The 26504-nt window shown below is 65.2% G+C and carries 24 protein-coding genes; 10 read left to right on the forward strand and 14 right to left on the reverse strand.

The features are described 5' to 3' along the window. The first annotated feature begins 1 nt into the window (after position 1). Together exbD and WHZ77_RS05450 are read left to right on the forward strand one after the other, a co-directional pair. Entirely contained in the window at positions 2 to 448 is a 447-nt protein-coding gene (exbD, locus tag WHZ77_RS05445; protein ID WP_375312730.1) for a TonB system transport protein ExbD, read from the forward strand. Next, positions 448 to 1278, forward strand: a complete 831-nt coding sequence (locus WHZ77_RS05450; protein ID WP_375312731.1) for a TonB family protein — start codon at positions 448 to 450, stop codon at positions 1276 to 1278. Before exbD ends, WHZ77_RS05450 begins: the two co-directional genes overlap by 1 nt. Positions 1279 to 1446: 168 nt before the next feature. Here WHZ77_RS05450 and WHZ77_RS05455 read toward each other — a convergent pair whose 3' ends face one another. The 8 genes from WHZ77_RS05455 to WHZ77_RS05490 form a co-directional block, all read right to left on the reverse strand. Then, positions 1447 to 2802, reverse strand: a complete 1356-nt coding sequence (locus WHZ77_RS05455; protein WP_375312732.1) for an esterase-like activity of phytase family protein — start codon at positions 2800 to 2802, stop codon at positions 1447 to 1449. A gap of 84 nt (positions 2803 to 2886) precedes the next feature. Next, positions 2887 to 3345, reverse strand: a complete 459-nt coding sequence (locus WHZ77_RS05460; RefSeq protein ID WP_375312733.1) for a DUF6130 family protein — start codon at positions 3343 to 3345, stop codon at positions 2887 to 2889. A gap of 19 nt (positions 3346 to 3364) precedes the next feature. Next, complete coding sequence (locus tag WHZ77_RS05465; protein ID WP_375312734.1) at positions 3365 to 4372, reverse strand: alpha/beta fold hydrolase; 1008 nt, start codon at positions 4370 to 4372, stop codon at positions 3365 to 3367. Positions 4373 to 4422: 50 nt separating this feature from the next. Further along, entirely contained in the window at positions 4423 to 5394 is a 972-nt protein-coding gene (locus WHZ77_RS05470) for an MBL fold metallo-hydrolase (RefSeq protein ID WP_375312735.1), read from the reverse strand. Between the two features lie 133 nt (positions 5395 to 5527). After that, positions 5528 to 6427, reverse strand: coding sequence for a carbohydrate ABC transporter permease (locus WHZ77_RS05475; protein ID WP_375312736.1), 900 nt, complete (start codon positions 6425 to 6427; stop codon positions 5528 to 5530). Next, complete coding sequence (locus WHZ77_RS05480) at positions 6420 to 7376, reverse strand: carbohydrate ABC transporter permease (protein ID WP_375312737.1); 957 nt, start codon at positions 7374 to 7376, stop codon at positions 6420 to 6422. The genes WHZ77_RS05475 and WHZ77_RS05480 overlap by 8 nt, the downstream gene beginning before the upstream one ends. A 168-nt stretch (positions 7377 to 7544) precedes the next feature. Continuing rightward, a complete protein-coding gene (locus WHZ77_RS05485; protein WP_375312738.1) occupies positions 7545 to 8888 on the reverse strand; it encodes an ABC transporter substrate-binding protein in 1344 nt (447 codons plus the stop codon). Positions 8889 to 8986: 98 nt separating this feature from the next. Next, entirely contained in the window at positions 8987 to 10030 is a 1044-nt protein-coding gene (locus WHZ77_RS05490; RefSeq protein ID WP_375312739.1) for a C-terminal binding protein, read from the reverse strand. Positions 10031 to 10294: 264 nt separating this feature from the next. On the opposite strand from WHZ77_RS05490, the gene WHZ77_RS05495 reads away from it, so the two are divergent. Continuing rightward, complete coding sequence (locus tag WHZ77_RS05495; protein ID WP_375312740.1) at positions 10295 to 11980, forward strand: methyl-accepting chemotaxis protein; 1686 nt, start codon at positions 10295 to 10297, stop codon at positions 11978 to 11980. Positions 11981 to 12095: 115 nt separating this feature from the next. On the opposite strand, the gene WHZ77_RS05500 is transcribed toward WHZ77_RS05495, so the two are convergent. Continuing rightward, positions 12096 to 13073 carry a Bug family tripartite tricarboxylate transporter substrate binding protein gene (locus tag WHZ77_RS05500; protein WP_375312741.1) on the reverse strand — a complete coding sequence of 326 codons (978 nt, stop codon included), beginning with the start codon at positions 13071 to 13073 and terminating at the stop codon, positions 12096 to 12098. Between the two features lie 90 nt (positions 13074 to 13163). Next, the gene (locus WHZ77_RS05505; protein WP_375312742.1) at positions 13164 to 14099 is read right to left on the reverse strand and encodes a DMT family transporter; all 936 of its coding nucleotides are present in this window, start codon (positions 14097 to 14099) and stop codon (positions 13164 to 13166) included. Between the two features lie 93 nt (positions 14100 to 14192). Between WHZ77_RS05505 and WHZ77_RS05510 the strand changes: the two genes are divergently transcribed. After that, positions 14193 to 14594 (forward strand): DUF1330 domain-containing protein, encoded by a 402-nt coding sequence (locus tag WHZ77_RS05510; RefSeq protein WP_375312743.1) that lies wholly within the window; start codon positions 14193 to 14195, stop codon positions 14592 to 14594. 207 nt (positions 14595 to 14801) lie between these two features. On the opposite strand, the gene WHZ77_RS05515 is transcribed toward WHZ77_RS05510, so the two are convergent. Both WHZ77_RS05515 and mgtA read right to left on the reverse strand, forming a co-directional pair. After that, positions 14802 to 15734 (reverse strand): DMT family transporter, encoded by a 933-nt coding sequence (locus tag WHZ77_RS05515; RefSeq protein ID WP_375312744.1) that lies wholly within the window; start codon positions 15732 to 15734, stop codon positions 14802 to 14804. A gap of 159 nt (positions 15735 to 15893) precedes the next feature. After that, on the reverse strand, positions 15894 to 18395 hold the full coding sequence (gene mgtA, locus WHZ77_RS05520; protein WP_375312745.1) for a magnesium-translocating P-type ATPase: 2502 nt from the start codon (positions 18393 to 18395) through the stop codon (positions 15894 to 15896). 184 nt (positions 18396 to 18579) lie between these two features. On the opposite strand from mgtA, the gene WHZ77_RS05525 reads away from it, so the two are divergent. From WHZ77_RS05525 to WHZ77_RS05550, 6 genes are all read left to right on the forward strand, one after another. Then, positions 18580 to 19098, forward strand: a complete 519-nt coding sequence (locus WHZ77_RS05525; RefSeq protein WP_375312746.1) for a Spy/CpxP family protein refolding chaperone — start codon at positions 18580 to 18582, stop codon at positions 19096 to 19098. Between the two features lie 39 nt (positions 19099 to 19137). Then, the gene (locus WHZ77_RS05530; RefSeq protein WP_375312747.1) at positions 19138 to 20403 is read left to right on the forward strand and encodes an efflux RND transporter periplasmic adaptor subunit; all 1266 of its coding nucleotides are present in this window, start codon (positions 19138 to 19140) and stop codon (positions 20401 to 20403) included. Continuing rightward, positions 20400 to 21626: an ABC transporter permease gene (locus WHZ77_RS05535; protein ID WP_375312748.1), complete on the forward strand. Its 1227-nt coding sequence runs from the start codon at positions 20400 to 20402 to the stop codon at positions 21624 to 21626. The genes WHZ77_RS05530 and WHZ77_RS05535 overlap by 4 nt, the downstream gene beginning before the upstream one ends. Further along, complete coding sequence (locus WHZ77_RS05540) at positions 21619 to 22302, forward strand: ABC transporter ATP-binding protein (RefSeq protein WP_375312749.1); 684 nt, start codon at positions 21619 to 21621, stop codon at positions 22300 to 22302. Before WHZ77_RS05535 ends, WHZ77_RS05540 begins: the two co-directional genes overlap by 8 nt. 252 nt (positions 22303 to 22554) lie before the next feature. Then, on the forward strand, positions 22555 to 23847 hold the full coding sequence (locus tag WHZ77_RS05545; RefSeq protein WP_375312750.1) for an adenylosuccinate synthase: 1293 nt from the start codon (positions 22555 to 22557) through the stop codon (positions 23845 to 23847). 37 nt (positions 23848 to 23884) lie between these two features. After that, entirely contained in the window at positions 23885 to 25522 is a 1638-nt protein-coding gene (locus tag WHZ77_RS05550) for a hypothetical protein (RefSeq protein WP_375312751.1), read from the forward strand. A gap of 27 nt (positions 25523 to 25549) precedes the next feature. On the opposite strand, the gene WHZ77_RS05555 is transcribed toward WHZ77_RS05550, so the two are convergent. Together WHZ77_RS05555 and WHZ77_RS05560 are read right to left on the reverse strand one after the other, a co-directional pair. Beyond that, entirely contained in the window at positions 25550 to 25825 is a 276-nt protein-coding gene (locus tag WHZ77_RS05555) for a hypothetical protein (RefSeq protein WP_375312752.1), read from the reverse strand. Between the two features lie 270 nt (positions 25826 to 26095). Continuing rightward, a complete protein-coding gene (locus WHZ77_RS05560; RefSeq protein WP_375314664.1) occupies positions 26096 to 26341 on the reverse strand; it encodes a hypothetical protein in 246 nt (81 codons plus the stop codon). Positions 26342 to 26504: the final 163 nt, after the last annotated feature.

The raw sequence follows: 26504 nt of genomic DNA on the forward strand, positions 1-26504 counted from the left end.
CATGGCCGCAAAGCTCGGCGCACGTTCGGGATCGCCGCTCAAGCGCGGCGACCCTGATGATCTCGACGTCACCCATGAGATCAATGTCACGCCGTTCATCGACGTGATGCTGGTGCTGCTGATCATCTTCATGGTGGCCGCCCCGCTCGCCACCGTCGACATCGGCGTCGAGCTGCCCGCGACCGCGGCCGAGCAGGCGCCGCGGCCGGACAAGCCGGTCTTCGTCACCGTGAAACCGGATCTTTCGGTCGCTGTCGGCGAGGACGTCGTTGGCCGCGACGCGCTCGGCACCTCACTCAACGCCGCCACCAGGGGCCGCAAGGACGAACGCATCTATCTGCGCGCCGACAAGGCCGTGAGCTACGGCGACCTGATGGAGGTCATGAACACCTTGCGCAATGCCGGCTACCTCAAGGTCGCGCTGGTCGGTCTCGACGGACGCAGCTGATGGCCGCGAACGCCTTTGCCCTGCACGAACCACTCGGCGAGCGTGAGGGAGCACGTTGGGGCGCTTCGACCGTAGTGATCGTGGCGCTGCACATTGCCGCCGCGCTGCTGGCGATGAACTGGCTCAGGTCGCAGCCCGAGCAGGGCGTCAGCCTCCCGGCGATCATGGTCGACATGTCGCCGGTGACCTCGGCGCCGCAGTCTACGCTGGACGACGTCGCACCGGGACCGGTGATGCAGGAGGCCGACGCCTCGCCGCCGGAGCCTGTGCAGCAGCAGGCCGTCGAGGAAACCATCGCGCCGACGCCGCCGCAGGAGAAGCCGGACGTGGTGGCGCCGCCGGAGCAGAAGCTCGAGCCGACACCTTCCAGGCCTGAGCCCGCGAAGATCGCGCCGGTCGAAAAGCCGACACCGGTCAAGCCGAAGGTGGTTCGCCGCGAGGTCAAAAGACCGTCGGAGGCGACGCCCGCGCCGCGCACCAGCGCGCCGCCGCGCGCCGAGCGCGAGGCGCCGATGGCGTCGGCCATGAGCGCCGGCGCGGTGGCGTCCGTGATCGCGTCCTACAATCAACGCGTCCGCGCCCATCTGATGCGTTTTCACCAGTACCCGTCCGGTGGCGGCGGCGCGCGCGGCGTTGCGAGGCTGAGCTTCACTCTCGGCCGCAGCGGTCAGGTCACATCCAGCCGCATCAGTGGCCCCTCCGGCGTTGCTGCCTTCGACGCGCAAGCCATGTCGATGATCCGCCAGGCATCGCCGTTTCCGCCGATCCCGGAAGAGATCAAGAACGGCGCGATGAGCTTTTCGATCCCGGTTGAGTTTACGGTGCGGTAGGTCTTTCTTCACCTCGCCCCGCTTGCGGGGAGAGGTCGGATTGCATCGAAGATGCAATTCGGGTGAGGGGGACTCTCCGCGAGTCCGTCTGTCACCGTCCCTGCGGAGACTCCCCCTCACCCCAACCCTCTTCCCGCAAGCGGAGAGAGGGAGAGGAGAGAGCCGGCCCTACTTCGCCTTCAGGAAGTCCGCGACCTCCAGCAGCATGAACTCGTCGTCGTCGGCCTTGTTGGGGTCGCGGCTGGACGAGAACGGCAGGTTGTTGTCGTTGCCGACGATGATGTGGGTCTCGTCGACGCGGTCGACGTTCTCGATGGTGAAGAATGGGAAGGTGTAGACGCCGTCATTGAGGGGCTTACGCGCCTTCTTGTCGGGATCCTTGATCTTCATCAGGTCGATATAGCCGATCTTGCGCACGGGCTTGCCGACATTGGCGTCGGTGAGCTCGATCTTGTAGACGCGCTTGAACTTGGCAAGATCAGGGAAGCAGTTCTCGCCGCGCTGGCCCTGCGGGCAGGCCTTGTCGGCGGTGCCTTCGCCGTTGTCGCGCTCGATGATCAGGCCGCTCGTCGGGCCGATCATGTTGAAGTCGCCGATGGCGTTGCCGTTCTGCTCGAACACATACTGCCAGTAGCGGCCGGTGAACTTCTCGGCGGCGACGTCGAATTCGAGGATGCGGGAGGCTTCCTTGCCGTCGACCTTCTCCCAATCCTTCTTGTCGGCGTCCCACAGCGGGCCCTCGAGCAGGCCGTAGAGGAACTTGCCGTCCTTCGACGACGCGAAGCCCTCATAGCCCTTGGAGCGGCGGAGGTTTACGTTGGTGTAGGTCGCGCCAGGTGCGCCCGGGGTCCCGACCGCCCAATGATCGGGCGAGCGCACCGGCTTGCCGTCCGCGACCGTCTCGAACACGCCGAGGATCTTGCCGGTCTTGTCGGCCTTCAGGATATAGGGGCCGAACTCGTCGCCGATCCAGAAGACGTCGCCGATGATCTGGAAACCTTCGGTGTCGAAGTCGGAGCCGGTGAGGTAGCGCTTCGGGGTGTCCTCGTGGACGATGCGGAACGGCACCTTCTTGTCGGGATCGTGCAGGAAAATGGTCTCCTGGCGCTCGATCTTGCCGTTGGCCCAATCCATCTTGTAGCGGTTCAGATACAGCATCGAATCCGGCGAGTTGGCGCGCGCGCCCATGCCGTTGTCGGTGATCACCCAGTAGCTGCCGTCGGGCATGTGCTTGATGCCGGAATGGCCCTGCAGCGGCTGTCCCTTGAACGGCAGCGACACGCCGGTCGGGCGCTCATACGACTTGCCCATCACGGTGCCGGGCGCGTCGACGCGCTTGCCGGTGGTGTATTTGCCGGAGGTCTTGAGATCGGCGGGGGCGTCGGCCGGTGCGTCGATGAAGGTCGCGGCCGGCATCACCACGTGGCCAGCCAGCTTGGCCGGGAATTCGCCCTCGGTCTGCGCAAGCGCCGTGCTCGCGGTGAGAATGATTGTTGCAACGGAGGCAAGAAAGGTCGCGCGCATATGCGTCTCCTGTGAGCGGAGGACGTCTTATGCGGATTGCATGTTGCAGTTTTGTGAAACCGGGCCAAACGCCGCAGTCGCCGGCTACTTTCTCGGCGGAGTCGGCGAAGGCACCGGAATCTCGAAGCTGACGGTCTTGCTGTCGATCACGCGGTGCGTCGGATCGGCCAACTCCAGCAGGACCTTGTGCGGGCCCGGGGGCAGTCCGACCACGATCACGGTCTCGCCACTGGCATCGACAAAATGCCAGGGCGCATCGTCGACCGTGATATGGAGATGGCCGATACGCGGCGACACGTCGAGCGCCCCCTTGCCGAACACCGGCACGACGCGGAGATTCTCCGTGGCGTACTGGATGAAGACGAGTCCGTGCGCGAGTTGTTCGGCCAGCGGCGGATCCACGATCAGGCGGGCTGGCGCCTGATTTTCAATCGCAACCAGCGCAGAGGGCCCGCGCACGTCGCGGGCGCTCTGGGCGATCGCCGCCGATGCAAACAGTGTGGAGGCCGTCGCAACGGCCATGACGCCGAGGGCGACACTCATGATCGCTCTCTCGGAGCCATCAGGCAATCTTGCGGGCGAGGAAGTCGCGGATCAGGGGAGTGACCTCGTCGAACCTGTCCTCGAGCAGGAAATGGCCTGAGTTGACCAGGTGAAACTCCACCTGCGGCAGATCGCGCTTGTAGGGATGGGCACCGTCGGCAGGGAAGATGAAATCGTTCTTGCCCCAGACGATCAGCGTCGGCGGCTGGTGTTTGCGGAAATAGGCCTGCACCGCGGGATACAGCGGCAGATTGGTCCGGTAATCGTAGAACATGTCCATCTGGATCTCACTGTTGCCCGGACGGTCGAGCAGCGCCTGATCCTGCACCCAGTTGTCGGGCGAGATGCGGCTCACTTCGGACATGCCGTCGGTGTACTGGAATTTGGTCGTCTCCAGCGTGACCAGCTTCATCAACGCCTGCCGGCTGGCATCGGAGCCGTCGGCCCAGTATCGCTTGATCGGATCCCAGAACTCCTTCAGCCCCTCGTCATAGGCGTTGCCGTTCTGCACGATCAGCCCGGTGATGCGCTCGGGATTCTTGAGCGCCAGGCGCCAGCCGACGGGCGCGCCGTAATCCATTACGTACATCGCATAGCGCTTGACGCCGAGCTGGTCGATCAGGCCGCCGACCAGTTCACCGAAGCGGTCGAACGTGTATTTGAAGGTCGCGCGCGACGGCATCTCGCTCTGGCCGTAGCCGGGATAGTCGGGAGCGATCACGTGGTACTTGTCGGCCAGTGCCGGGATCAGGTTGCGGAACATGTGCGAGGAGGTCGGGAAGCCGTGCAGCAGCAGCAGCACCGGCGCATCCTTCGGCCCGGCTTCGCGGTAGAATATCTTGATGCCATCGACGGTCGCGGTTCGATGGTAGGTGACCGGATAGGCGCTGGCGGCGGCGTGCTCGTCACGCTCCGGCTTCGCGGATGCTGCCGTCGAAGCAACTGCGACCGCTGCGCCAGACAGCCCCATAACGAGACGGCGTCGATCGAGCAGCGCTGGCTCGCGTGTGGTCTCTGCGGTTTTCATGTCAATGTCCTTTCAAAACGATCAGTTCGCCGGCGGCAGCGAGCGCTTGTTCAAACGCCCTGGTAGACCAGCCGGGTGAAGAAGCCGGGATCGATCACGAACTGCCCCCATATCGCGTCGAAGGCTGCGGTCGGTTTCGCCGCAACGGTTTCGTCCCGCGTTCGTCCCTGCTTCTTGAGCCGGGCGACGTTGTCGCGAATTCCGACGAGCATGTCGCGAAAGGCCTGGAATTCCGCTTTGTTGCCGACCGGCTTGCCGTGCCCGGCGATGACGATCGTGTCCTTGTCCATCGCCGCGAGATTGGCGTCGCATGCAGCGATCATCCCGTCGATGCTGCCGCCGGTCGAATAGTCGATGAACGGATAGATACCGTTCCAGAACATATCGGCGACGTGAACGATGTTGGCGTCTGCGAAGGTGACGGAGATGTCGCTGTCGGTGTGCGCGGGCCCGTAGTATTTCAGGCCGATCGAGGTTCCGTTGAGCTTGAGCGTGTGGCTGCCGGCAAAGACTTCACTCGGGATTCCGCCCGCGCCGAGCGGAAGGAAATTGTAGTCCCAGTCCTCGACGCGCTCGACGTGGAGGAGATGCTTTCGGGTGTTTTCGTGTGCAATGATCCTGGCGCCGGCTGAATGCAGCCATTCGTTGCCGTCGGCGTGGTCGAAGTGCCAGTGGGTGTTGACGAGGTGCGTGACGGGATCGGCGCCCAGATCGGCCAGCGCCTTGGTGAGCTGGGGACGCGAGACACCGATGCCCGCATCGATCAGCACCTTGCCGTCGGGTCCGGTGAGAACGGCGATATTGCCTCCGGAGCCTTCGAGCACGCTGATATTGCCGCGCAGCTTGTAGGTCGTGATGGGCGACGTCGCCGCACTGTCCTTGATCAGGCTGACGATGCCTCGCGCTTCGGCATAGGCTTGCCTTGGGGTAAGCCATCCCGAAGTGGCGGCTGACGCCGCTGCGCCGACGCAACACAGGCAGAAACCGCGTCGGGATAACGAGGGGAGCTTTGGCGAACGCATGCAATTTTCGCTTTCTCGAGCGACAATCGACGGCGCCAATGATTGACCCCGCTGTCAGGATCCAGCGTGGGGCCAATGCAGCATGAGGTCTATCACGATTGCACGATCGACTGCGCTTGCACGCAGCCGCCGGTTACTCCTTCACCGCACCGGTCAGCGAAGACACGTAGTAGTCCACGAACAGCGAGTAGAACACCGCGACCGGCAGCGAGCCGAGCAGCGAACCGGCCATCAGCGCGCCCCACTGATAGACGTCGCCGGTGACGAGCTCGGTCAGGATCGCGACCGGCACGGTCTTGTTGGCGCCGCTCTGGATGAAGGCGAGCGCGTAGATGAACTCGTTCCAGGACAGCGTGAAGGAGAAGATGCCGGCCGAGATCAGCCCGGGCACCGCGAGCGGCAGCGTGATCCGCCGCAGGATCTGCAGCCGAGTCGCCCCGTCCACCAGCGCGCATTCCTCGAGCTCGTAGGGGATCGACTTGAAATAGCCGATCAGCAGCCAGGTGCAGAACGGCACCAGGAAGGTCGGATAGACCAGGATCAGCGCCATCGGCGAGTCGAACAGGCCGAACTGCACCACGACGGTGGCGAGCGGAATGAACAGGATCGACGGCGGCACCAGATAGGCGAGATAGATGCCGAGGCCGACATAGGGACTGCCGCGGAAGCGCAGGCGTTCGATCGCATAGGCCGCAAGCGTGCTCGCGATCAGCGACAGCGTAGTCGAGCCGATCGCGACCAGCATGGTCGTCCACAGCCAGCGCGGATAGGCGGTGTTGAACAACAGGTGCTTGATGTGCGCCAGCGTCGGCGAGGTGATCCAGAACGGATTGTGCTCCTTGTAGTTCATCAGCTCGGCGTTCGGCTTGAACGAGGTGATCGCCATCCAGTAGAACGGAAACAGCAGGATCAGCACGAAGCAGCCGAGCGGCAGGTAGATCATCATCAGCCGCCGCAGCCCGGAATCCCAGGCCATGGTGTCGGGGGCGGCCTTGGTGTCGGCGACGGATGGTTGCGCGACGGTATCAGTCATTGCTTTCTCCCTGCTGCCATTTGCGGCGCGCCAGGCCGAAGTAGGAAAACAGCGTCGCGAACACCAGGAACGGGATCATCGACACCGCGATCGCGGCGCCTTCGCCGAGCTCGCCGCCGGCAATGCCGCGCTGGAACGCCAGCGTCGCCAGCAAATGGGTCGAGTTGCCGGGGCCGCCGCGGGTGATGGCGTAGACCAGCTGGAAGTCGGTGAAGGTGAAGATGATCGAGAAGGTCATGACGATGGCGAGGATCGGCATCATCATCGGGAAGGTGATGTAGCGGAAGCGCTGCCAGGCGCTGGCGCCGTCGAGCATCGCTGCCTCGTAGAGCGAGGGCGAGATGGTCTGCAGGCCCGCCAGCAGCGAGATCGCGACGAAGGGAATGCCGCGCCAGATATTGGCGGCGATCAGCGAGAAACGCGCCGGCCAGGGCGAGCCGAGGAAGTCGACATTGGTGGTCCGCCAGTGCAGCACGTCGACCAGCAGATAGGAGATGATCGAGAATTGCGGATCGTAGATCCACCAGAATGCCAACGCCGACAGCACCGTCGGGACGATCCAGGGTAGCAGGATGATCGCCCGCAGCAGGCTCTTGAACGGGAAATGGTTGTTGAGCAGCAGCGCCAGCCAGAAGCCGAGCGCGAACTTCCCGAAGGTCGCAATCCCCGTATAGAGCACGCTGTAGAACACCGCATTCCACCACAGGGAATCGGTCAGCAGGTACTGGAAGTTCTCGAAGCCGACGAACACGCCCTTTCTGCCGATCGTGGTGTCGGTGAAGGCGAGCCAGATGCCGAGACCGAGCGGATAGGTCAGGAATACGGCAAGCAGCCCGATCGCGGGTGCGAGGCACATCACGATCAGGAACGGCTTGTAGTCGAACAGGCGGACCAGCCAGGACGGCTGCCGGTGAGCCAGTGCGAGAGGGGGAAGCGTGGTTACGGACATCGGATCGTTGTCCTGTCGTTGAAGGTCAACAAGCCGTCACTGCGAAAGAGCCCGCGACAAAATTGCGTAGCAATTTTGCGCTGGCGACGAGGCAATCCAGGCTGTAGCCGCGGGGACGGACTGGATTGCTTCGCTTCGCTCGCAATGACGGTCGCTTTTCGTTCGCCGTTACCTCTGCCTGCGGAAGTACCGCTTGCAGCGCTGCTCGGCTTCCGCGGCTGCGGCTTCCGGCGTGGCGGCGCCGGTCGCGACGGACGCGAACATCTGAATCAGCACGTAGTCGGCGCTGACGGCGCCGGTCGCCGTCGAGATCGGACCTGCATAGCCGTCATAATAGGTGCTCTTCATCGTGTCCTTGAACAGCGCCACCTTGGGATCCTGCGACCACACGGCGGCCTCGGCATAGGCGGCCAGCGGCTGGGCCCAGTAGCCGGAGTTGGCGTTGAGCCACGGCTCGTACTGGTCCTTCTCCAGCATGTATTGCAGGAAGGCCTTGGCGGCGTTGGGGTACTGGCTGTGCTTGAACACCATGGCGTTCAGCGTCAGGCCCGCCATCGGCGAGACCTTCGCTACGCCCTTCGGCAGCAGCTGATGTTCGCTGTCCTCGGCGATCGCCTTGGTCGCGGGATCGTTCTTCAGCGAGAAGTACAGCGAGACGCCGTTGGCGGTCAGCGCGATCTCCTGCGCCGCATAGGCGCGATTGTTGCTGACGTCGTTCCAGGACGTCGTGCCGGCGATGAAGGTCGGGTAGAGCTGCTTGACCCAGTTCAGCGCCGCGATCGTCTCCTTGCTGTTGATGACGACGTCGCCCTCTTCGTTGAGCAAGGACCCATTGTGCGACCACAGCGCCCAGCTCGCGAAGCCGTTGCCGTCGCCCTTGGCGTTGCCGAGCGCGAAGCCGGCCGGCTTGCCGGCCTTCTGGAGCTTCTGGCACAGGTCGAGGATGCCGGCATGGTCTTCCGGCACCTTGTCGAAGCCGACCGATTTCAGGATCGACTTGCGGTAGATCAGGGGACCCGCGGTGGCGCCGAACGGCAGTCCGATCCAGGCGTCGCTCTTGTTCTTCTTGCCGTAGCGCTGCGCCAGCGGCAGCCAGCCGCCGTAGCGCTTGCCGACATAGTCGGCGACGTCGGTCAGCTCGATCAGCTTGTCGATGTAGATGTGCGGCGCATCGGAGAAGCCGATGATGATGTCGGGGCCGGCGCCGGAATTGGCGGTCACCGCGGTCTGCTGGTTGATGTCCTCCCAGCCGACGAAATCGACCTTGACCTCGACCCCGGTCTCCTTGGTGAATTTGGCCGCATTGGCGCGGAACACGTCTTCGTCGGCCTGGACGAAGCGGACCGGCCGAAGCATGCGCAGGGTTGCGCCCTTCTCGATCGGCAGTTTGGGGGCGGGGACGTCCGCCGCCTTGATCGCGGATTGGGCGTTGGCCGGAGCACCGGTTGCCGCGATCGCGGCAGCGGACAGGCCCAGCGCCAAGGCATCACGACGTGTGATGTCGTTCCTCATCAGTTCCTCCCTATGATGTCTCCCTTCCCGGCGTTGGTCGCCGGTGAAGGGCCGTTTCAGTCTCTTGCCGGTTGCCGGCGCGTTGTGCGCCGCCCGCCTCAGCTGTTCGGCCCGCGGTCCATGCTGACGGGCTGCCAGCGGCGGAGCGCGGTGCTCTGCAGCACCGACGGATTGACGCAGCTTACCGGCCACATGCCCTGCAGCACCAGTGACAATTCGTAGCCCACCCGGCGCTTGCGCGCCTCGTCGAACCGTGCCGAGGCCGAGGCGACATGGGCGGTCAGGGTCACGTTCTCCATGCCGAGGATGGGATTGTTGTGGGAAGGCGGCTCCTTCTCCAGCACATCGAGGGCGGCGTGCGCGATCCAGCCCTCCTGCAGCGCCTTGACCAGGCTTTCCTCGTCCACGGTAGCGCCGCGGCCGGTGTTGATGAACACCGAGCCCTTCTTCATCTGCCGAAAATGCTTCTCGGTCAGCATGTGATGCACTTCGGGCCGGGCAGGGGCGTGCATCGAGACGAAGTCCGATTGCGACAGCACCTCGTTCAACGTCGCCGGGATCACGCCGTGGTCCCACATCAGCGTTTCCTGGATGAAGGGATCGTAGGCCATCATGCGCAGGCCGAAGGGTGCGGCGCGCTTCGCAACTGCACGCGCCACGCGGCCGAACGAGATGAAGCCGAGCGTCTGGCCCATCAGCCGCGGGATCTTCAGCAGCGCCGGCCGGCCCTCGGCCCAGCGCCCGTCGCGCGCCATGCGGTCCTGCTCGACCAGGCGGCGGAAGCCGGCCAGCAGCAGCATCATGGCATGGTCGGCGACCTCCTCGATGAAGGTGTCGGGGATGTTGGTGACGGGAATGCCGCGGGCGGTCGCGGCCTTCACGTCGACGCTGTCGACGCCGACAGAGCCGAGCGTGATGACCTTGCAATTGTCCAGCGCGTCGATGATCGACTTGGTGATGGGGATGCCCTTGGCGTAGATGGCGTCGGCGGTCTTTGCGGCGGCGATGAATTCGGCCTCGCTCGCGGGGGCCTCGATGATCTCGGCATCGATCGGATCGAGCGCCTCGCGCTCGTAGGAATAGTCGCTGCCCGCGACTGTGAAGCTCGCGCCCTTCGGCGTCACCACCCTGTATTTCGGCATGTCCTGCTCCCGATTTGGTTTGTCGGTTCTTGTTGTGACCCGGCCTTCTCGAACGGGCCTTTGCGTCTTTTACGCGAAATCGAAGCCGTTGCGTACAATCGCCGGTTGCCGCTGCGGCGAATTGTTCACCCGTTCGGGCGTTTTGTCCGGGCTTCTACGGAGCCGTCCGTAACAGGTTGATAAGGGGTCACACACTAAAAGTTGAATTAATTTCGATCGCTTCAGTCGCGTGCCCGTATCCCTTTTATCGCCGGAGCCCAACCAGTGAAATTGAGCAATATGAAGATCGCTCCCAAGCTTGGCATCCTCGTCGGTGTCACCTTGTTCGGCCTGTGCGTCTCCGGGATTCTCGCCGGATATCTGATGAAGCGAGAAATGGTGAATGCGCGCATCGACCAGGCCAAGTCGATCGTCGATATGGGCCGCAACTATGCCCTTGCGCTGAAGAAGCGAGTCGATGCCGGCGAGATGACGAAGGACGCCGCGCTGGCCGACCTTCGCCGCTACGGCAATGCGATGACCTATGACAACGGCTCGGGCTATCTGTTCGGCACGTCTTATGACGGCATCACCCAGCTCGCGCCTGATCCGAAGCAGATCGGCGCCAACCGCATGGACGTCCTGACCAACGGCCGCAAGCTGTCCGTCGAGCTGATGGACGGCGTCAAGGCCAACGGCTCGATCCTGCTGTATTATGAATATGCCAGGCCGGGCCAGGAGGGGCTGATCCGCAAGATCGGCTACGCTGTCGCAGTGCCCGGCCTCGACATGTATCTCGGCACCGGCGCCTATCTCGACGACATCGACGCCAAGATGCGTCCGGTGTTCTGGTCGCTCGGCCTTGCCATGCTCGCTATCGTCATCGCGGCCGGCGGCGTCGCCTGGATGATCGGACGCAGCATCAGCCGTCCGCTGGCAATGCTCGGTACCCGCATGAAGGAGCTCGCCGACGGCAAGCTCGAAGGCGAGATCCCCGGTGTCGGCCGCGGCGACGAGGTCGGTGCGATGGCTTCGACCGTCCAGATCTTCAAGGACAACGCGGTCCGCATCCGGGACCTCGAACAGACCGAGGCGGCAGCCAAGGACCGCGCCGCGGCCGAACGTCGCAGCGCGATGGAAGGTATCGCCAACGACTTCGAACGCAGCGTCAACGGCATCGTTCGCTCGGTCTCCTCGGCCGCCGCCGGCATGCAGAGCACGGCGCAGTCGATGACCGCGACCGCCAGCGACGCGTCCTCTCGCGCCGCCACGGTCGGCGCGGCCTCCCAAAAAGCCTCCGGCAACGTCGGCACGGTTGCCGCCGCCGCCGAGGAGCTGTCGAGCTCGGTGACGGAAATCTCCCGCCAGGTTACGCGCTCGACCGAAGTGGCGAGCCGGGCCGTCAACGACGCCGAGCGCACCAACGCCACGGTGCAGGAGCTCTCCACCGGTGCCGAGAAGATCGGCGAGGTCGTCAAGCTGATTCATTCGATCGCGGCGCAGACCAATCTGCTCGCGCTCAACGCCACCATCGAGGCCGCGCGTGCCGGTGAATCCGGCCGGGGCTTCGCCGTCGTCGCCTCCGAGGTCAAGGCGCTCGCGAACCAGACCGCGAAGGCGACCGAGGAGATCTCCGCGCAGGTCGCGGCGATGCAGACCTCCACGAGCGACGCCGTCGCGGCCATCGCCGGCATCACCCAGACCATCGCCGAGATGAGCGAGATCACCGCCGGCATTTCCTCGTCCATCGAGCAGCAGGGCGAGGCGACCCGCGAGATCGCCCGCAACATCCAGTCGGTTGCGGCCGGTTCGAACGAGATCAACGCCAATATCGGCAGCGTTACCTCGGCCGCGGAAGCGACCGGCACGGCGGCAACCGACGTGCTCACCAACGCGCGCGAGCTGGACAGCCAGTCCGGCGCGCTGCGCAGCGCGGTGGACGGCTTCCTCGCCAAGGTGCGCGCGGCGTAAATTCTTGTGTTGAATTCGTAGGGTGGGCAAAGACGCGAAAGCGTCGTGCCCACCTTTTCTCTTTTTTCGATGAGATGTTGGTGGGCACGCTACGCTTTGCCCACCCTACGAGATCTCACTGCTTCTCGATCTTCGCGTTGGTGATCAGCTTCTCCCACAGCACCAGCTGATCGTTCACGAAGGTGCCGAGCTCTTCCGGCGTGCCGGAGAACGCGTCCATGCCGAGTGTGGCGAGCTTGGCCTTGATTTCCGGCTTCTCGACGATCTTGCGGATCTCGGCGTTGAGCCGCGTCACGATTTCCTTCGGCATGCCCGCCGGGCCGAAATAGCCCTGCCAGGACGAGATGTCGAAATCGGGCACGCCGGCCTCCTGCATCGAGGGCAGGTTCGGCACCAGCGGCGAGCGATCCCTGGTCGTGACCGCGAGCGCGCGAAGCGCGTTGCCGTTGACGTGGGGAAGCCCGGTCAGGATGTCCACGAACATCATCGAGACGCGGCCGCCCATGACGTCGTTGAGGGCCGGGGGCGAACTCTTGTAGGGCACGTGCAACAGGTCGAGTCCGGCATTGTGCGCAAAGGTCGCACCCGACACGATCGCCGAGGACGAGCCCGAGGCGTAGCTCAGCTTGCCCGGATTGGCTTTGCCGTAGGCGACCAACTCTGCGACGGTCTTGGCCGGCACTTCCGGGTTGATGACCAGCATGAAGGGCAGATCGCCGGTGCGGGCGATCGGGGTGAAATCCTTCACCGGATCGTAGGTTAGGCTCTTGAGCAGATAAGGATTGGCCGAATGCGTCGTGTTTGTCGTCACCAGCAGCGTGTAGCCGTCAGGCGCAGCGCGCGCGACATAGGTCGCGGCGATCATGCCGTTGGCGCCCGCCTTGTTCTCGATCACGATGCCGACCCCGAGTGCCTGCGACAGATGTTGCGAGATCAGCCGCGTGGTGGTGTCGGTGCCGCTGCCCGCCGCGAACGGCAGCACCAGCGTAATATTCTTACTGGGATAATTGTCGGCCTGCGCACTAGTTGCGGCGGCAAGACACAGCGCGGCCGCGCCGGCGGCGCGCAGGGTTCGGATGAGTGATGACAGCATGTCCAGACGTTCCCTCTTTTTCGTTGGCGGGGAACCTAGCTTCTCCACGCTGAAATCGGAAGACGGGAGTTTGTCGTCCGCGTCGCGGAATTATTTCACCGCGGAGCCCTGTCGTGACGCGATCACGACGCCGGCGAGCACCAGCGCGTAGCCGATCAGGTGGAACGGCTGCAGCTTCTCGCCGAGCAGCAGGATCGCCATCGCCGAGCCGAACACCGGCACTAGATGGAAAAACGGCGCGGCCCGGTTCGGGCCGATCAGCGCCACGCCGCGGTTGAAGAAGAGATAGGCGAGTGTCGAAGGGAAGATCAGGATGTAGCCGAGCGTCGCCAGCGTCACCGTGTCGAACTGCAGGACGCTGCCGCTCCACGCTTCCCAGATCGCCGTCGGCAGCAGCATCATTGCGCCACAGCAGGTGGTGAAGGACAGGAAGGAGAGCTGATGAACCTTCGGCCGGCGCGGGATGAAGGCGGAGTAGATCCCGAACGCCACCAGCGAGGAGGCGAACATGATGTCGCCCCGGTTGAAGCTGATGCTCGCGAGCGCCGCGAAATCGCCGTGCAGGATGATGACGAGCACGCCGAGAAGCGAGATCGCGATGCCGGCAAGCTGCGCGCCGGTCAGCCGCACGCCGAACAGCACCAGCGACCACAGCGCCACGAACAGCGGCCCGGCCGACTGGATCAGCAGCGCGTTCAGCGCCTCGGTGTATTGCAGCGCCCAGTACGAGATCGCATTGTTGAAGGCAAAGCCCACCAGCGACAGGAACAGCATCAGCGGCAGGCTCTTGCGCAAGGCGCGCCAGTCACGCTTCAGATGCGGCCAGGAGAACGGCAGCAGGATCAGGAACACGCCAAACCAGCGGATCGTGGTCACCGTCAGCGGCGGCACATGCGCGCCGACATGGCGCGCGAGCACGATGTTGCCGGCCCAGAACAGCGAGCTCAGGCTGAGCAGCAAATATGGCTGATTGTTGAGCCAGCTGGCGGGATTCGAGGCCGGTGGCGCGGGCGAAGCGGTCGTCATTGGCGTTGGGTACAACCTTGCGCCGGATTCCGGTCGTGACACAAGTCACGCCGCCGCAATGCTACAATGCAGGTATGACCCGGGGAGGCGCCAATGGCGGTCAATATGTTGAACATAGCGGGCCTGGAAGGGCTCGACCAGCATGCGCCGGTGGTGATGCTGAACCTGATGCGTTTCCACGATCGCTCGCGCGACGGCGACGGTTCGGGCTGGGACGCATATCTTCGTTACAGTGCGATCACGGTGCCCATGATCAAGGCACGCGGCGGCACGCTGCTCTGGACCGGCGAGGCGAAAGCGATCGCGCTCGGCCCGCACGACGGCAACGACTGGGACTTTGTCGCACTCGTCCATTATCCGTCGCTGGCGGCCTTTCTCGACATGATGACATCGGAGGCCTACGAGCGTGAGGCCGACCCGCATCGCGTCAACGGCTGCGCCGAGCATGTGATCATCGCGACCAGCGAAGCTTACAGCAAGTTCAGGGCGAAGTAGCGCGAACTTGATTACCCTACCCTGGAGGGGGAGGGTCGGCACGTGATCGAGCGAAGCGAGAGTGCGTGACGGGGTGGGGTGATCTCTCCACACGGGCACTGTTCGTCGAGGAGAGACCGTCACCCCACCCCGCTCGCACTTCGTGCGATCGACCCTCCCCTCCGGGGGAGGGTGAACGCTCATCTGCGTGCTTGGATCGAAGCGTGCCTAGCTCGCCTGCTTCTTTGACGCCACGAACACGCCCGACAGCACCAGCGCGAAACCGATCAAATGGAACGCCTGCGGGTGTTCGCCCAGAAACGCCATCGCCATGATCGAGCCGAACACCGGCACGACGTGGAAGAACGGCGCGGCGCGGTTGGCGCCGATCAGGCGCACGCCGCGGTTGAAGCAGAGATAGGCGAGCGTCGAGGGGAAGACGGCGACGTAGAACAGCGTCAGCAGGTTCGGCCCGTCGAGCTTCATCAGCGGGCGCGCGGACAATTCCCAGATCTCCAGCGGGATGAGGCAGGCGGCGCCGGCGCCGAAGGTGAAGGCGAGGAACGACAGGCCGTGCATCGGCGGCCGCTTCAGGGTCAGCACCGAATACAGCGCGAAGATGATCAGCGCGACGATGAAGATGAGGTCGCCCTTGTTGAACGCGATGTTCGACAGCGTGGTGAAATCGCCGTGCAGCAGGATGGTCAGCACGCCGCACATCGACAGCGCCACGCCGAAGGCCTGCGCCGCGGTGAGCCTGATGCCGAGGATGGCCAGCGACCACAGCGCCACGACCAGCGGCGCGGCCGACTGCAGCAGCAGCGTGTTGAGCGCCTGCGTATGCTCCAGCGCCCAGTATTGCAGCGTGTTGAAGGCGCCGATACCGGTGATCGACAGCACGATCATCAGGCCGAGCCTGCTGCGGATCGCGGGCCAGTCCCGGGCGAGGTGCTTCCAGGCGAACGGCAGCACCAGCAGGAAGGCGAAGGTCCAGCGCAGGAACGACAGCGTCACCGGCGGGATGTGGCCGGCGGCGAGCCGCCCGACAATGGCATTGCCGGCCCAGCACAGCGCGGTGATGCTGAGCAGCAGATAAGGCTGGTTGGCGATCCAGTGGTGGCCGGATGAATCGGCGCTTGTGCTCTGGCCGGTGGCGGACATTTTGATTGTTATGGCCCCGCGTCGATAGCGCCGAGACCCCGGCCCGGTGCAATCCGGGCCGGCTGAAAGCCCGGCCCGCCCAAAGACACGGAAATGCGCCCGATATCAATGGTGCGAGGCGCATCGCGACCATGCGCAGTGATACGGCCGGAACCTGGTTCAATCCTTTCCTCCGGTGCGGATCGCAAACGGCTTCAGCAGCTCTGCGCAGGCGAGATAGACGACGACGAGAAGCGCGATGCCGGCCATCATGAGCGGAGGCGGCGTGACGAAGCCGAACCAGGCACCGACCGGCGTGAACGGCACCACCATCGCGACCAGCAGGGCGACCAGCGAGGAGGCGGACAGCAGCGGATCCGGCCAGTTGCGCCACGGTCGCCCATTGGTTCGGATGATGAAGATGACCAGGATTTGGGTCGCCATGGATTCGATGAACCAGGCGGTGCGGAATTCTTCCGGCGAGGCCTTGAACAGATAGAGCAGCGCGCCAAAGGTCAGGAAGTCGAACACCGACGACAGCGGCCCCATGATCGCGGCGAAGCGCGCAAGCCGCCTCATGCTCCACACCTGCGGCTGCGCGGTTGCGGCGGGTGAGACCTGGTCGAAGGGAATGCCGAGCTCGGAAAGGTCGTAGAGCAGATTGTTGAGCAGGATCTGCGTCGGCAGCATCGGCAGGAACGGCAGCGCGATGGAGGCGATCGCCATCGACAGCATGTTGCCGAAATTCGAGCTTGCGCCCATGCGGACATATTTGAGGATGTTCGCGAAGGTGCGCCGGCCTTCTTCGACGCCGTCGGCGACGACTTCGAGGTCGGAGGCGAGCAGGATGATGTCAGCGGCGGCCTGCGCCACGCCGGTCGCGCCGTCGACCGACAGGCCGATATCGGCGACCTTCAGCGCCGGCGCGTCGTTGATGCCGTCACCGAGAAAGCCGACCACCGCGCCGCTTGCCTGCAGCGCCTTCACGATGCGGGATTTCTGGTCGGGTGCCAGCCGGCCGTAAGCGTCGGTCGATTGCACCTGTACGGCCAGCGCTTCATCGCTGAGTTCGGCGATGTCGGCGCCCGACAGCACGCGGTCGGCGTTCAGTCCGACCAGGCCGGCGAGCCGCTTCACCACCACGGGATCGTCGCCCGACAGGATCTTCAGCGTGACGCCGCTCGCCGCGAGCCGGGCGATGGCGGCCGCGGCCGTCGGCTTCGGCGGGTCGGCGAAGGCGCAAAGGCCCTCGAAGACGAGATCGGTCTCGTCCTCGGTTTCGACCTCGCGCGTTGCGCCAGTCCAGAGGCGCGAAGCGACGGCGACGCAGCGCAGGCCCTCTGCCGCGAGCTGATGCACGCGCGTCATTGCGGCGGCGCGCGCGCTCTCGTCCATTGTGCACAATGCGAGCACGGCTTCCGGCGCGCCCTTGACGATGAGCAGCGCGCCTTCGGGACCGGTCGCGAGCACTGATCCCAGTCGCCGCGAAAAGTCGAACGCCTGCCGGCCAGCCAGCGTCCAGCCCTGCGCGGCATTGGACTGGCCGGCAACCAGCGCCGCATCGAGCGAGCCGCGGTCGCCGCCGAGCTCTGCGGCGATGGCGCCGAGCCGCGCGGCGCGGGCATCGTTCTTGCCATCGGCATCGAGGCTTTTTGCCAGCGTGATCTCGGCCGAGGTCAGCGTGCCCGTCTTGTCCGTGCACAGGACGGTCATGGCGCCGAGGTCGTGGATCGCGGCGAGGCGCTTGACGATCACCTTGCGGCCGGCCATGCGCAGCGCGCCGCGCGACAGCGTCACCGTGGTGATCATCGGCAGCAGTTCCGGGGTCAGCCCGACCGCGAGCGCGACCGAGAACAGCAGCGAGTCCATCACCGGACGGCCGAACACGACGCGGACGGTGAGCACGACCAGCACCAGCGCCAGCGTGGCGCGCGCGATCACGAGGCCGAATTCGCGCAGGTCGCGTTCGAACGGCGAGGGCACCTGCGCTTCGCCAAGCGCGGATGCGGCCGTTCCGAACACTGTGTCGCGGCCGGTCCTGACCACGAGCGCGATGGCCTCACCGGTCTGCGCCACGGCGCCGCGGAACAGTGCATTCGATCTATCGTCGGGGTCGGTGACCGCGCCGGCGCGCTTTTGCACCGGATAGGGCTCGCCGGTCAGCGCCGCCTCGCCGGCGGTGAATGCCGTGCTCTGAAGGATCAGCGCATCCGCCGGAATGATGTCGCCGGCGCGAACGCGCAGAATATCGCCGGGCACGACGTGATCGACGTCGATCTCGCGGAAAGTGCCGTCGCGCTTGACCTCGGCCTTCAGCGCCACCGAGCGGCGGAGGACTTCCGCGGCGCGGATCGCGTGGCCTTCCTGGATGGTGTCCAGCCCGATCGAGAGCGTCAGGATCAGGACGATGATGAGTCCGCCGATCTCGTCGCCGGTGAGCATCGAGACGATGCCGGCAACGAGAAGGATCAGCGATAGCGGCTCCAGCAGCCGGCGCAGGATCGCGCGCATCGCACCTTCGATGCGCGGCGCCGCATCGCTGTTCGGCCCGTAACGATCGAGCCGCCCGGCGGCCTCGCTCGCGGTCAGACCTTGCAGTCCGGACCCGATCTGGGTGCCGAGATCGGCGGGGGAAAGACGCCAAAAGTTGTCTCGGGCGGCGTGCGTCGGATCATCGGCCACAGCCTGCTCCTGAAATTGTCATGCGAGGGGACATGGTGAGGGACGATCGAATATGACGGGCAGTCAACGCTGTGATGGCCTTCTCTCAATCCATCAATTCGGCGATCGGGGATTGAGCCATATCAATCGCTCCACCCGCCAGCGCGCTAGCCTGTCCAGACCTGCATAAACAAGGAGCAGACTCATGGTTGCAAGCATCCGGGTCGCGCTGGCCGCATCCATCGCATTGATCGCCACAGTGCAGTTCACCGCCGCGACGGCGCAGCCCTCTGGCGGCGGTGCCTTCATGGGACCCGGCATGATGGGCTCCGGGATGATGGGAGGCATGATGGGCCGCCATGGCTTCGGCGCGATGTGCAATCCCGGAATGGCGGGTTTCGCCGAATGGCGCGCCGACCGGCTGGTGGACAAGATCAAGCTGACCGATGCGCAGCGCGCCAAGTTCGACGAGTTCAAGGCGGCTGCCGTGAAGTCGAGCGAGACCATGCGCAGCGCCTGCGTGGCCGACGTGCCCAAGACCATCGTCGGGCGCGCCGAGGCGATGGAAAAGCGCATGGACACGATGCTGCAGGCGATCAAGACCATGCGGCCCGCATTGGAGGCGTTCTACGCGACCTTGACCGATGAGCAGAAGACCAAGCTGGATTCGACCCAGGGTCCAGGTCAGGGCCACGGTTTCTGGCGCTGGCGCGACAATTGGTGAGCGCAGCAAGCCGGCGGCGCGATCCGCGTGGGCGTTGTCATGATCGAGCAAGCAATGGTCCTGCCGAACAAGAGCCGGTTTTCCCTGGCGGCTTTGTGGTCGGGATTTCTCAGTCACAAATGGTTCGTTCTCGCGGTCGTCGTCTTGCTCGGTCTCGGGGGCTGGCAAAGCGCGCGGACGATCCTCGGGGCCGCCGTCGTGGTCGATCAGGTCAAGCGCGGTCACCTGATCGAGACTGTGGTGGCGAGCGGCCATGTCGAGACGCCGTTCCGGGTGGAGATCGGCAGCCAGCTCACCGGCACGGTTCAGGAGGTGCTGGTGCAGCAAGGCGAGAAGGTCACCAAGGGGCAACCGCTGATCTCGCTGGAATCGCGCGAGCTGAAAGCGAGCGTGGTGCAGGCGCAAGGCGCGGTGGCCCAGGCCGAAGCGCGCATCAGGCAGATCGAGGAATTGACGCGGCCCTCGGCTGACGAGGCGTTGACGCAGGCCAAGGCGACGCTGCTCAACGCCCAGCAGACCTACGACCGCACGGCGCAGCTCGAACACAATGGCTATGCGACGCGCGCGGCGCTCGACGATGCGCAGAAGACGCTCGATGTCGCCCGTGCCCAGATGCGCTCGGCGCAGTTTCAGGTCTACACGGCAAGCCCGGGCGGCAGCGACTATGTTATGGCCCAGACCCTGCTCAACCAGGCCCGCGCCAATCTCGACACCGCCGAATCCCGCCTCAATTACGCGACGATCGCCGCGCCCCGCGACGGCGTCCTGATCACACGCAGCGTCGAACGTGGCACCGTGGTGCAGCCGGGCAAGGCGCTGCTGGTGCTCGCGCCGGCCGGCGACTCGCAACTCGTACTGCAGATCGACGAGCGCAATCTCGGCAAGATCGCGCTCGGGCAGAAGGCGCTCGCGTCGGCGGACGCCTATCCGGATCGGCGCTTTCCCGCCACCATCACCTACATCAATCCGGGCGTCGACATCTCCCGCGCCTCGGTCGAGGTGAAGCTGACGGTCGCCGATCCCCCGGACTATCTGCGCCAGGATATGACCGTGTCGGTCGATATCGAGGTCGCCGCAAAGGAGGATGCGCTGGTCCTGCCGTTGCGCTCGGTGCACGACGCCTTGTCGGGCGCCCCCTGGGTGCTCGGCATCAAGGATGGCCGCGCCAGCCAGCGACCGGTGAAGATCGGCCTGCGCGGCAACAGCCATGTCGAAATCACCGACGGCCTCGCCGCCGGCGACGTCGCGATCCCGCAGAGTTCGGGCGTTCTGACCGGCCAGCGTGTGCGGCCCGTGCTGCCATGAACCGCTGGCTGCCGTTCGAATGGACCATGGCGGTACGTTTCCTGCGCGAGGGCCGGCTGCAGACCATCTTCATCATCGGCGGCATTTCGATCGGTGTCGCCGTCATCGTCTTCATGTCGGCGATGCTCGCGGGGCTCCAGGCGAACTTCATCAAGCGCGTGCTGACCTCGCAGCCGCAGATCCAGTTGCTCGCGCCCGATCAGATCGCGCGTCCGCTGCGCCACGGCGCGGGCGAGATCGAGGACGCGGTGGTGCAGCGTCCGAGCCAGCGGGTGATCTCGATTGATCAATGGCCGAAGATCAGGGCCCAGATGCAGGCGATGCCCGAGGTGGTCGCGGTGTCACCGACGATCCTCGGCTCGGTGCTCGTGGTGCGCGGCGACGCCAGCCGTTCCGTCACGCTGTCCGGCGTCGAACCGGACTCCTATTTCAAGATCGTCAAGGTGCCGGACTATATTGTCGCCGGAGAGCCGCGCCTGACCAGCGAGGACATCATCATCGGTATCGAGCTGGCCAAGGATCTCGGCGCCACCGTCGGCGACAAGCTCAACGTCCGCGCTGCCTCCGGCGCAACCCGCGTTCTCACCATCTCCGGCCTCGTCGACCTCGGCAACAAGGGGGTCAACCAGCGCATTTGCTATGCCGCGCTGCGCACGGCCCAATCGCTGCTCGGCATGATCGGCGGTGTCACCACCATCGATATGACGGTCACTGACATCTACGCGGCCGAGGCGATCGCCCAGCGCATCCAGGCCGCCAACGTGGTCGAGGCCGACAGCTGGATCAAGACCAATGCGCAGTTCTTCTCCGCGGTGCAGGCCCAGCAGAACACCAACACCCTGATCCGCCTGTTCGTCGGCCTGTCCGTCGCGTTCGGAATAGCGGCCGTTCTGGTCGTCTCGGTGATCCAGCGCTCCAAGGACATCGGCATCCTGCGCGCGATGGGCACCTCGCGCGGCCAGATCCTGCGCGTGTTCCTGGTGCAAGGCGGCCTGCTTGCCTTCGTCGGCTCGCTGGTCGGGGCGGGGATGGGCGCCTTCGCGCTGGTCTATTGGCATTCGCTGGCACGCCAGGCCGACGGCACCGAGTTGTTTCCGTTGATCCTGGAGCGAAGCCTGTTCGTCTACACCGCCATGCTTGCCACCGTCACCGGCCTCCTGGCCGCGATGGCGCCTGCGGTCCGCGCCGCGAAACTGGACCCGGTGGTGGCAATCCGTGGCTAGCGAAATTCTCCGACTCGAGAACGTGTGCAAAGCCTACAATGTCGGCCTGCCGACCGAGACCGAAGTCCTGCACGACATCGACCTCAAGCTCGACCACGGCGAGTTTCTGGCGCTGATGGGACCATCCGGCTCCGGCAAGAGCACGCTGCTCAACATCGTCGGCCTGCTCGACCGGCCGACCTCCGGCCGTCTCCTGATCAAGGGGCAGGACACGGCCGCGCTCGGCGACGCCGAAATCACCCGCCTGCGCGGCCATACCATCGGCTTCGTCTTCCAGTATCACCTCCTGATCTCCGCCTTCACCGCGCGGGAGAACGTCATGATGCCGATGCTGGCTGATCGCGGCTTTCCCAGTGCGGAGATCGAGGCGCGGGCGAACCATCTGCTGGGGCAGGTCGGGCTGGAGAAATTCGCCGGCAACCTCGCCAACAACATGTCGGGCGGTCAGCAGCAGCGGGTGGCAGTGGCGCGCGCGCTGGCGATGAATCCCGATCTCGTGCTGGCTGACGAGCCGACCGGCAATCTCGACACCAAGTCGGCCGACGCCGTGTTCGAGCTGATGCGGCAGGTCAACCGCGACAGCGGCACGAGCTTTCTGCTGGTGACCCACAACATGGACCTCGCGCGGCGCTGCGACCGTATCATCGAGGTGGTCGACGGCCGCATCCGGGCTTGAGGCCGTGGAGCCGGCCCACGGGGCAGATTTTTAGGGGATATCAAAGGCTTGGATCGCGCTTTGGGCCCGAAAAAAGCCCCGTTCTTGCTTGCCTAGAGAGGCTGCTTCCTTTATCCGGTGGGACCGCCTCGCGTGCGAACGGCCTTTGGCCGGGAATTGGGCTGGGCACAGGTATGATCCCGGGAAAGTGGGTCCCGGTTTTCCGTTTGGATCATGCCACTTACAGAGAATTCTTCGAAGGATTACCCGCGAATGGCCAATGTTGTCGTCGTCGGCGCCCAGTGGGGCGACGAAGGAAAGGGCAAGATCGTCGACTGGTTGTCGGAGCAGGCGGACATCGTCGCCCGCTTCCAGGGCGGCCATAACGCCGGCCACACGCTGGTCATCAACGGCGAGACCTACAAGCTCGCGCTGTTGCCCTCGGGCGTGCTGCGTCCGTCGAAACTGGCGGTGATCGGCAACGGCGTGGTGTTCGACCCGCAGGCCTTCCTCGACGAGGTGGCCAAGCTGCGCGGGCAGGGCGTTGCGGTCGGCCCGGAGAATCTGCGCGTCGCGGAGAACGTCACCCTGATCCTGCCGCTGCATCGTGAACTCGACGCCTTGCGCGAGTCCTCCAATTCCGCGACTGCGATCGGCACCACCCGCCGCGGCATCGGGCCGGCTTACGAGGACAAGGTGGGCCGCCGCGCGATCCGCCTGATGGACCTCGCCGACCTCGACACGCTTCCGCACAAGATCGACCGGCTTCTTGCGCACCACAATGCGCTGCGCCGCGGCCTGAACCTGCCGGAGTTCGACGGCAAGGAGATCCTGGCCGAACTGACCGCGTTCGCGCCGCAGCTGCTGCCTTACGCCGAGACGGTGTGGCGCCTGCTGGACAGCGAGCGGCGCGCGGGCAAGCGGATACTGTTCGAAGGCGCGCAGGGCGCGCTGCTCGACGTCGACCACGGCACCTATCCCTACGTCACCTCGTCCAACACGGTGGCGGCGCAGGCCGCGACCGGAACGGGCATCGGTCCGGGCGGGGTCGGTTACGTGCTCGGCATCTGCAAGGCCTATACGACCCGCGTCGGTCAGGGGCCGTTCCCGACCGAACTGCTGAACGAGATCGGCGAGGAGATCGGCCGTCGCGGCCGCGAGTTCGGGGTCAACACCGGACGCAAGCGCCGCTGCGGCTGGTTTGATGCCGTGCTGGTCCGCCAGACCGTGCGGACCTGCGGCATCAACGGGCTGGCGCTGACCAAGCTCGACATTCTCGACGGCTTCGAGTCGATCGAGGTCTGCGTCGGCTACAAGCTCGACGGCAAGGAGATCGATTATTTCCCGGCCGGCGAGGGCGCGCAGGCCCGGGTCGAGCCGATCTGGGAGACCATCGAGGGCTGGAAGGAGCCGACCGCCGGCGCGCGGTCCTGGGCCGACCTGCCCGCCCAGGCCATCAAATATGTCCGCCGCATCGAGGAATTGGTGGGGTGCCCGGTCGCCCTGCTTTCCACCAGCCCCGAACGCGAGGATACTATCCTGGTGCAAAATCCGTTTGAGGCTTAACGATCTCTTACCAGGCCGCGGATATAGTTGAGTTGAAATGGCTGATTACTATCCGCTGATCGCCCGCGCTATTGCCGCCCTGGACCCCAATGCTCCCGGCGAAAGCCGTCGCGCGCTCTATGAGCGGGCGCGCACGGCCCTGATCGCGCAGCTCCGCGGCGTTCAGCCACCGCTTTCCGAATCCGAGATCACCCGGGAACGGCTGTCGCTGGAAGAGGCTGTCCGCAAGGTCGAGTCAGAGGCTGCCCAGCGCGCCCGCGAGGCTTCGCGCCCCGGCGCCCCCCGCAGCGGCGGCAGCGGCAGCGGCGATGCCTTCCGCCGCGCCAGCACCCGCGCCACCGAGGGCGGCCCGCCCGCATCCCAGCCGGCTGCTCCGCCGCGCGCGCGTCCGGCGCCGCCGCCGCCCCGTGCCGACCGACCGTCCTTCAACGTCGACGACCAGGGCGACGCCCCGCGTTCGCCGCGGGCTCCCCGTTTTGACGCCCCGCGCCAGCCGGGCCCGTCCGCTCCGCCGATGCCGGAGCCGCCACCTGCGCCGCCGTCCGGACGTGATCGCCAAGGTGATCGTCAAGGCGGCCGCCGTCCGCCTGACGTCGGCGCACCGCCATCGCTGCCACCGGCCCCAGGCGTGCGCGGTTTCCGTGACATCACCGCCGACGTCAACGATCTCGGCGGCGCCGCCGCGCAGGCCAACCGGGCCGCGCGCCGCACCTACGCTAACGTGCCCTCGCCCTCGCCGGAGTTCGACCGGCTGGAGCCGAGCTTGGAAAACCGGGCGGGCGAGCAGGACGCGCCCTATTCCTACGACGAGTCGATCGAGGAGGCCGAGCGTTACGCGCCGCAGCAGCCCTCGCCGCGTCCGCGCATCGCGCCCGAGCGCGACACCAAAAAGAAGCGCGCGCGCACCGGCTCGGTCTTCCCGTTCAAGAGCGCGATCGCCGTCGGCATCGTGCTGATCCTCGTCGGCGTCGGCATTCTCTGGGGCAAGCCGCTGGTGCAGACCGTGAGCGGCCTGTTCAAGTCCTCGCCCACCCAGGTGGTGGAGGCGCCGAAGGATCCGGCCCAGCCGCAAAGCAAGCCCAAGATTCCCGATCGCGTCGGCCAACCTTCGGCCAGCGACCAGCCGGTCGCGCCGGTGGCGCAGAAGGTCGTGCTCTATGACGAGGATCCGTCCGATCCCAAGGGCAAGCAATATGTCGGCTCGGTGGTGTGGCGGCTCGAGCCGATCAAGGCGTCGGGCAACCAGAAAGCCGACGTCGCCGTGCGCGCCGACATCGAGATCCCCGACCGCAAGTTCAAGATGACGATGTCGTTCCGCCGCAATACCGACTCGTCATTGCCGGCGAGCCATACCGCGGAATTGACCTTCATCCTGCCGCCGGATTTTCCGGGCGGCAGCGTCTCCAACGTGCCGGGCATCCTGATGAAGTCGAACGAGCAGGCGCGCGGCACGCCGCTCGCGGGCCTCGCGGTCAAGGTCACCGACGGCTTCTTCCTGGTCGGCCTCTCCAACGTCGATGCCGACCGTACCCGCAACGTGCAGCTCCTGAAGGAGCGCTCCTGGTTCGACGTGCCGCTGGTTTATGCCAACCAGCGCCGCGCCATTATCGCCATCGAGAAAGGCGCCCCCGGCGAGCGCGCCTTCAACGACGCCTTCGCGCAGTGGGGCGATTGAGGCGCTCTCTGACGTCGCAAATGCGTCCTACCGCGCCGCCGCTTCCCGCTTGCGCGATGCCGTGGCGGCTGCGTGCTCGCGATCCATTACGGCGCGGCAGCCGGGGCTGACCTCCGCCTTCTTCTGCACCATGCAAGCCTTGATTCGCGGGATGTCGGGAATTTCACTCGCGCACAGCCGCATCGCATCGCCCGTGCACATCTGCTGCGCTTCGGACGAGAAGGCGAGGCTGGGCGATGTCTGGAGTACGATCGCGGTGGTGGCGAGGGCGAACAGCGAAGCGATGGTCTGGTAGCGTGTCATGAGAAATGCGTCCCCGGAGTTCCGTGGATTGAACCACTTGGTTTTGGGGCGCCGCACGCGGCTTGATCTGCCGCATGTCACAGCCTTCACGCCGGGACCCGATCCCGCATGTGGTCGCTCGATCTCTCGTGATGTTCGAATCGAAAAGTGCTGCGCCGCCCGGACGAAGTATGCGTCATTGTCAAAGAGCTGCAATGGGCGGCGCAAAGGAATTTGCAATTGTTGCGTGTTCGTCACGCAACGCCGTGACGGCTCACATGCCAAACTGACTTACATGCCATGGCTTGCGAACACCTTGCTGCACGACTTCGACAGCTTGGCGCGGTTTCCCATCAGGCACGACTGCACGGCGCCGTCATTGCCAAGGTCCTTGCGGCACAGCCGCGACGCGTCGCGCGAGCAGGCCGTTTGCTCCTGTTTTGTACCCATATGGCCTTGCGCGAAAGTGGATACGGTCGAAAGGCCGGTGGCGGCCGTCAAAGTGATCGTCGCGAGAAGCAAGGCTGTACAACGCATCATGGGGTCCAATCGTGCTGATACAAGTGAGATTTCGCAGTCCGTAACGAACGCGTCGATTTGCCAGACGTTCCCGAAACGGCAGGGCCCAGCGACCCCACGGAACCCGCTATCCAAGCTTCCCGCCGCGCTGCTATAAATATCGCGAAGTGTGAGGGTGCTT

Source organism: Bradyrhizobium sp. A5 (genome assembly GCF_042076515.1).
Taxonomy (GTDB): domain Bacteria; phylum Pseudomonadota; class Alphaproteobacteria; order Rhizobiales; family Xanthobacteraceae; genus Bradyrhizobium; species Bradyrhizobium cosmicum.

Coding starts and splice junctions, on each gene's coding strand:
- WHZ77_RS05525 (WP_375312746.1), top strand. CDS start 18,580: ATGGTTGCAAGCATCCGGGTCGCGCTGGCCGCATCCATCGCATTGATC.
- WHZ77_RS05460 (WP_375312733.1), bottom strand. CDS start 3,345: ATGAGTGTCGCCCTCGGCGTCATGGCCGTTGCGACGGCCTCCACACTG.
- WHZ77_RS05455 (WP_375312732.1), bottom strand. CDS start 2,802: ATGCGCGCGACCTTTCTTGCCTCCGTTGCAACAATCATTCTCACCGCG.
- WHZ77_RS05505 (WP_375312742.1), bottom strand. CDS start 14,099: ATGACGACCGCTTCGCCCGCGCCACCGGCCTCGAATCCCGCCAGCTGG.
- WHZ77_RS05465 (WP_375312734.1), bottom strand. CDS start 4,372: ATGAAAACCGCAGAGACCACACGCGAGCCAGCGCTGCTCGATCGACGC.
- WHZ77_RS05510 (WP_375312743.1), top strand. CDS start 14,193: ATGGCGGTCAATATGTTGAACATAGCGGGCCTGGAAGGGCTCGACCAG.
- WHZ77_RS05475 (WP_375312736.1), bottom strand. CDS start 6,427: ATGACTGATACCGTCGCGCAACCATCCGTCGCCGACACCAAGGCCGCC.
- exbD (WP_375312730.1), top strand. CDS start 2: ATGGCCGCAAAGCTCGGCGCACGTTCGGGATCGCCGCTCAAGCGCGGC.
- WHZ77_RS05490 (WP_375312739.1), bottom strand. CDS start 10,030: ATGCCGAAATACAGGGTGGTGACGCCGAAGGGCGCGAGCTTCACAGTC.
- WHZ77_RS05545 (WP_375312750.1), top strand. CDS start 22,555: ATGGCCAATGTTGTCGTCGTCGGCGCCCAGTGGGGCGACGAAGGAAAG.
- WHZ77_RS05555 (WP_375312752.1), bottom strand. CDS start 25,825: ATGACACGCTACCAGACCATCGCTTCGCTGTTCGCCCTCGCCACCACC.
- WHZ77_RS05500 (WP_375312741.1), bottom strand. CDS start 13,073: ATGCTGTCATCACTCATCCGAACCCTGCGCGCCGCCGGCGCGGCCGCG.
- WHZ77_RS05550 (WP_375312751.1), top strand. CDS start 23,885: ATGGCTGATTACTATCCGCTGATCGCCCGCGCTATTGCCGCCCTGGAC.
- WHZ77_RS05560 (WP_375314664.1), bottom strand. CDS start 26,341: ATGCGTTGTACAGCCTTGCTTCTCGCGACGATCACTTTGACGGCCGCC.
- WHZ77_RS05530 (WP_375312747.1), top strand. CDS start 19,138: ATGATCGAGCAAGCAATGGTCCTGCCGAACAAGAGCCGGTTTTCCCTG.
- WHZ77_RS05485 (WP_375312738.1), bottom strand. CDS start 8,888: ATGAGGAACGACATCACACGTCGTGATGCCTTGGCGCTGGGCCTGTCC.
- WHZ77_RS05535 (WP_375312748.1), top strand. CDS start 20,400: ATGAACCGCTGGCTGCCGTTCGAATGGACCATGGCGGTACGTTTCCTG.
- WHZ77_RS05515 (WP_375312744.1), bottom strand. CDS start 15,734: ATGTCCGCCACCGGCCAGAGCACAAGCGCCGATTCATCCGGCCACCAC.
- WHZ77_RS05470 (WP_375312735.1), bottom strand. CDS start 5,394: ATGCGTTCGCCAAAGCTCCCCTCGTTATCCCGACGCGGTTTCTGCCTG.
- WHZ77_RS05480 (WP_375312737.1), bottom strand. CDS start 7,376: ATGTCCGTAACCACGCTTCCCCCTCTCGCACTGGCTCACCGGCAGCCG.
- WHZ77_RS05450 (WP_375312731.1), top strand. CDS start 448: ATGGCCGCGAACGCCTTTGCCCTGCACGAACCACTCGGCGAGCGTGAG.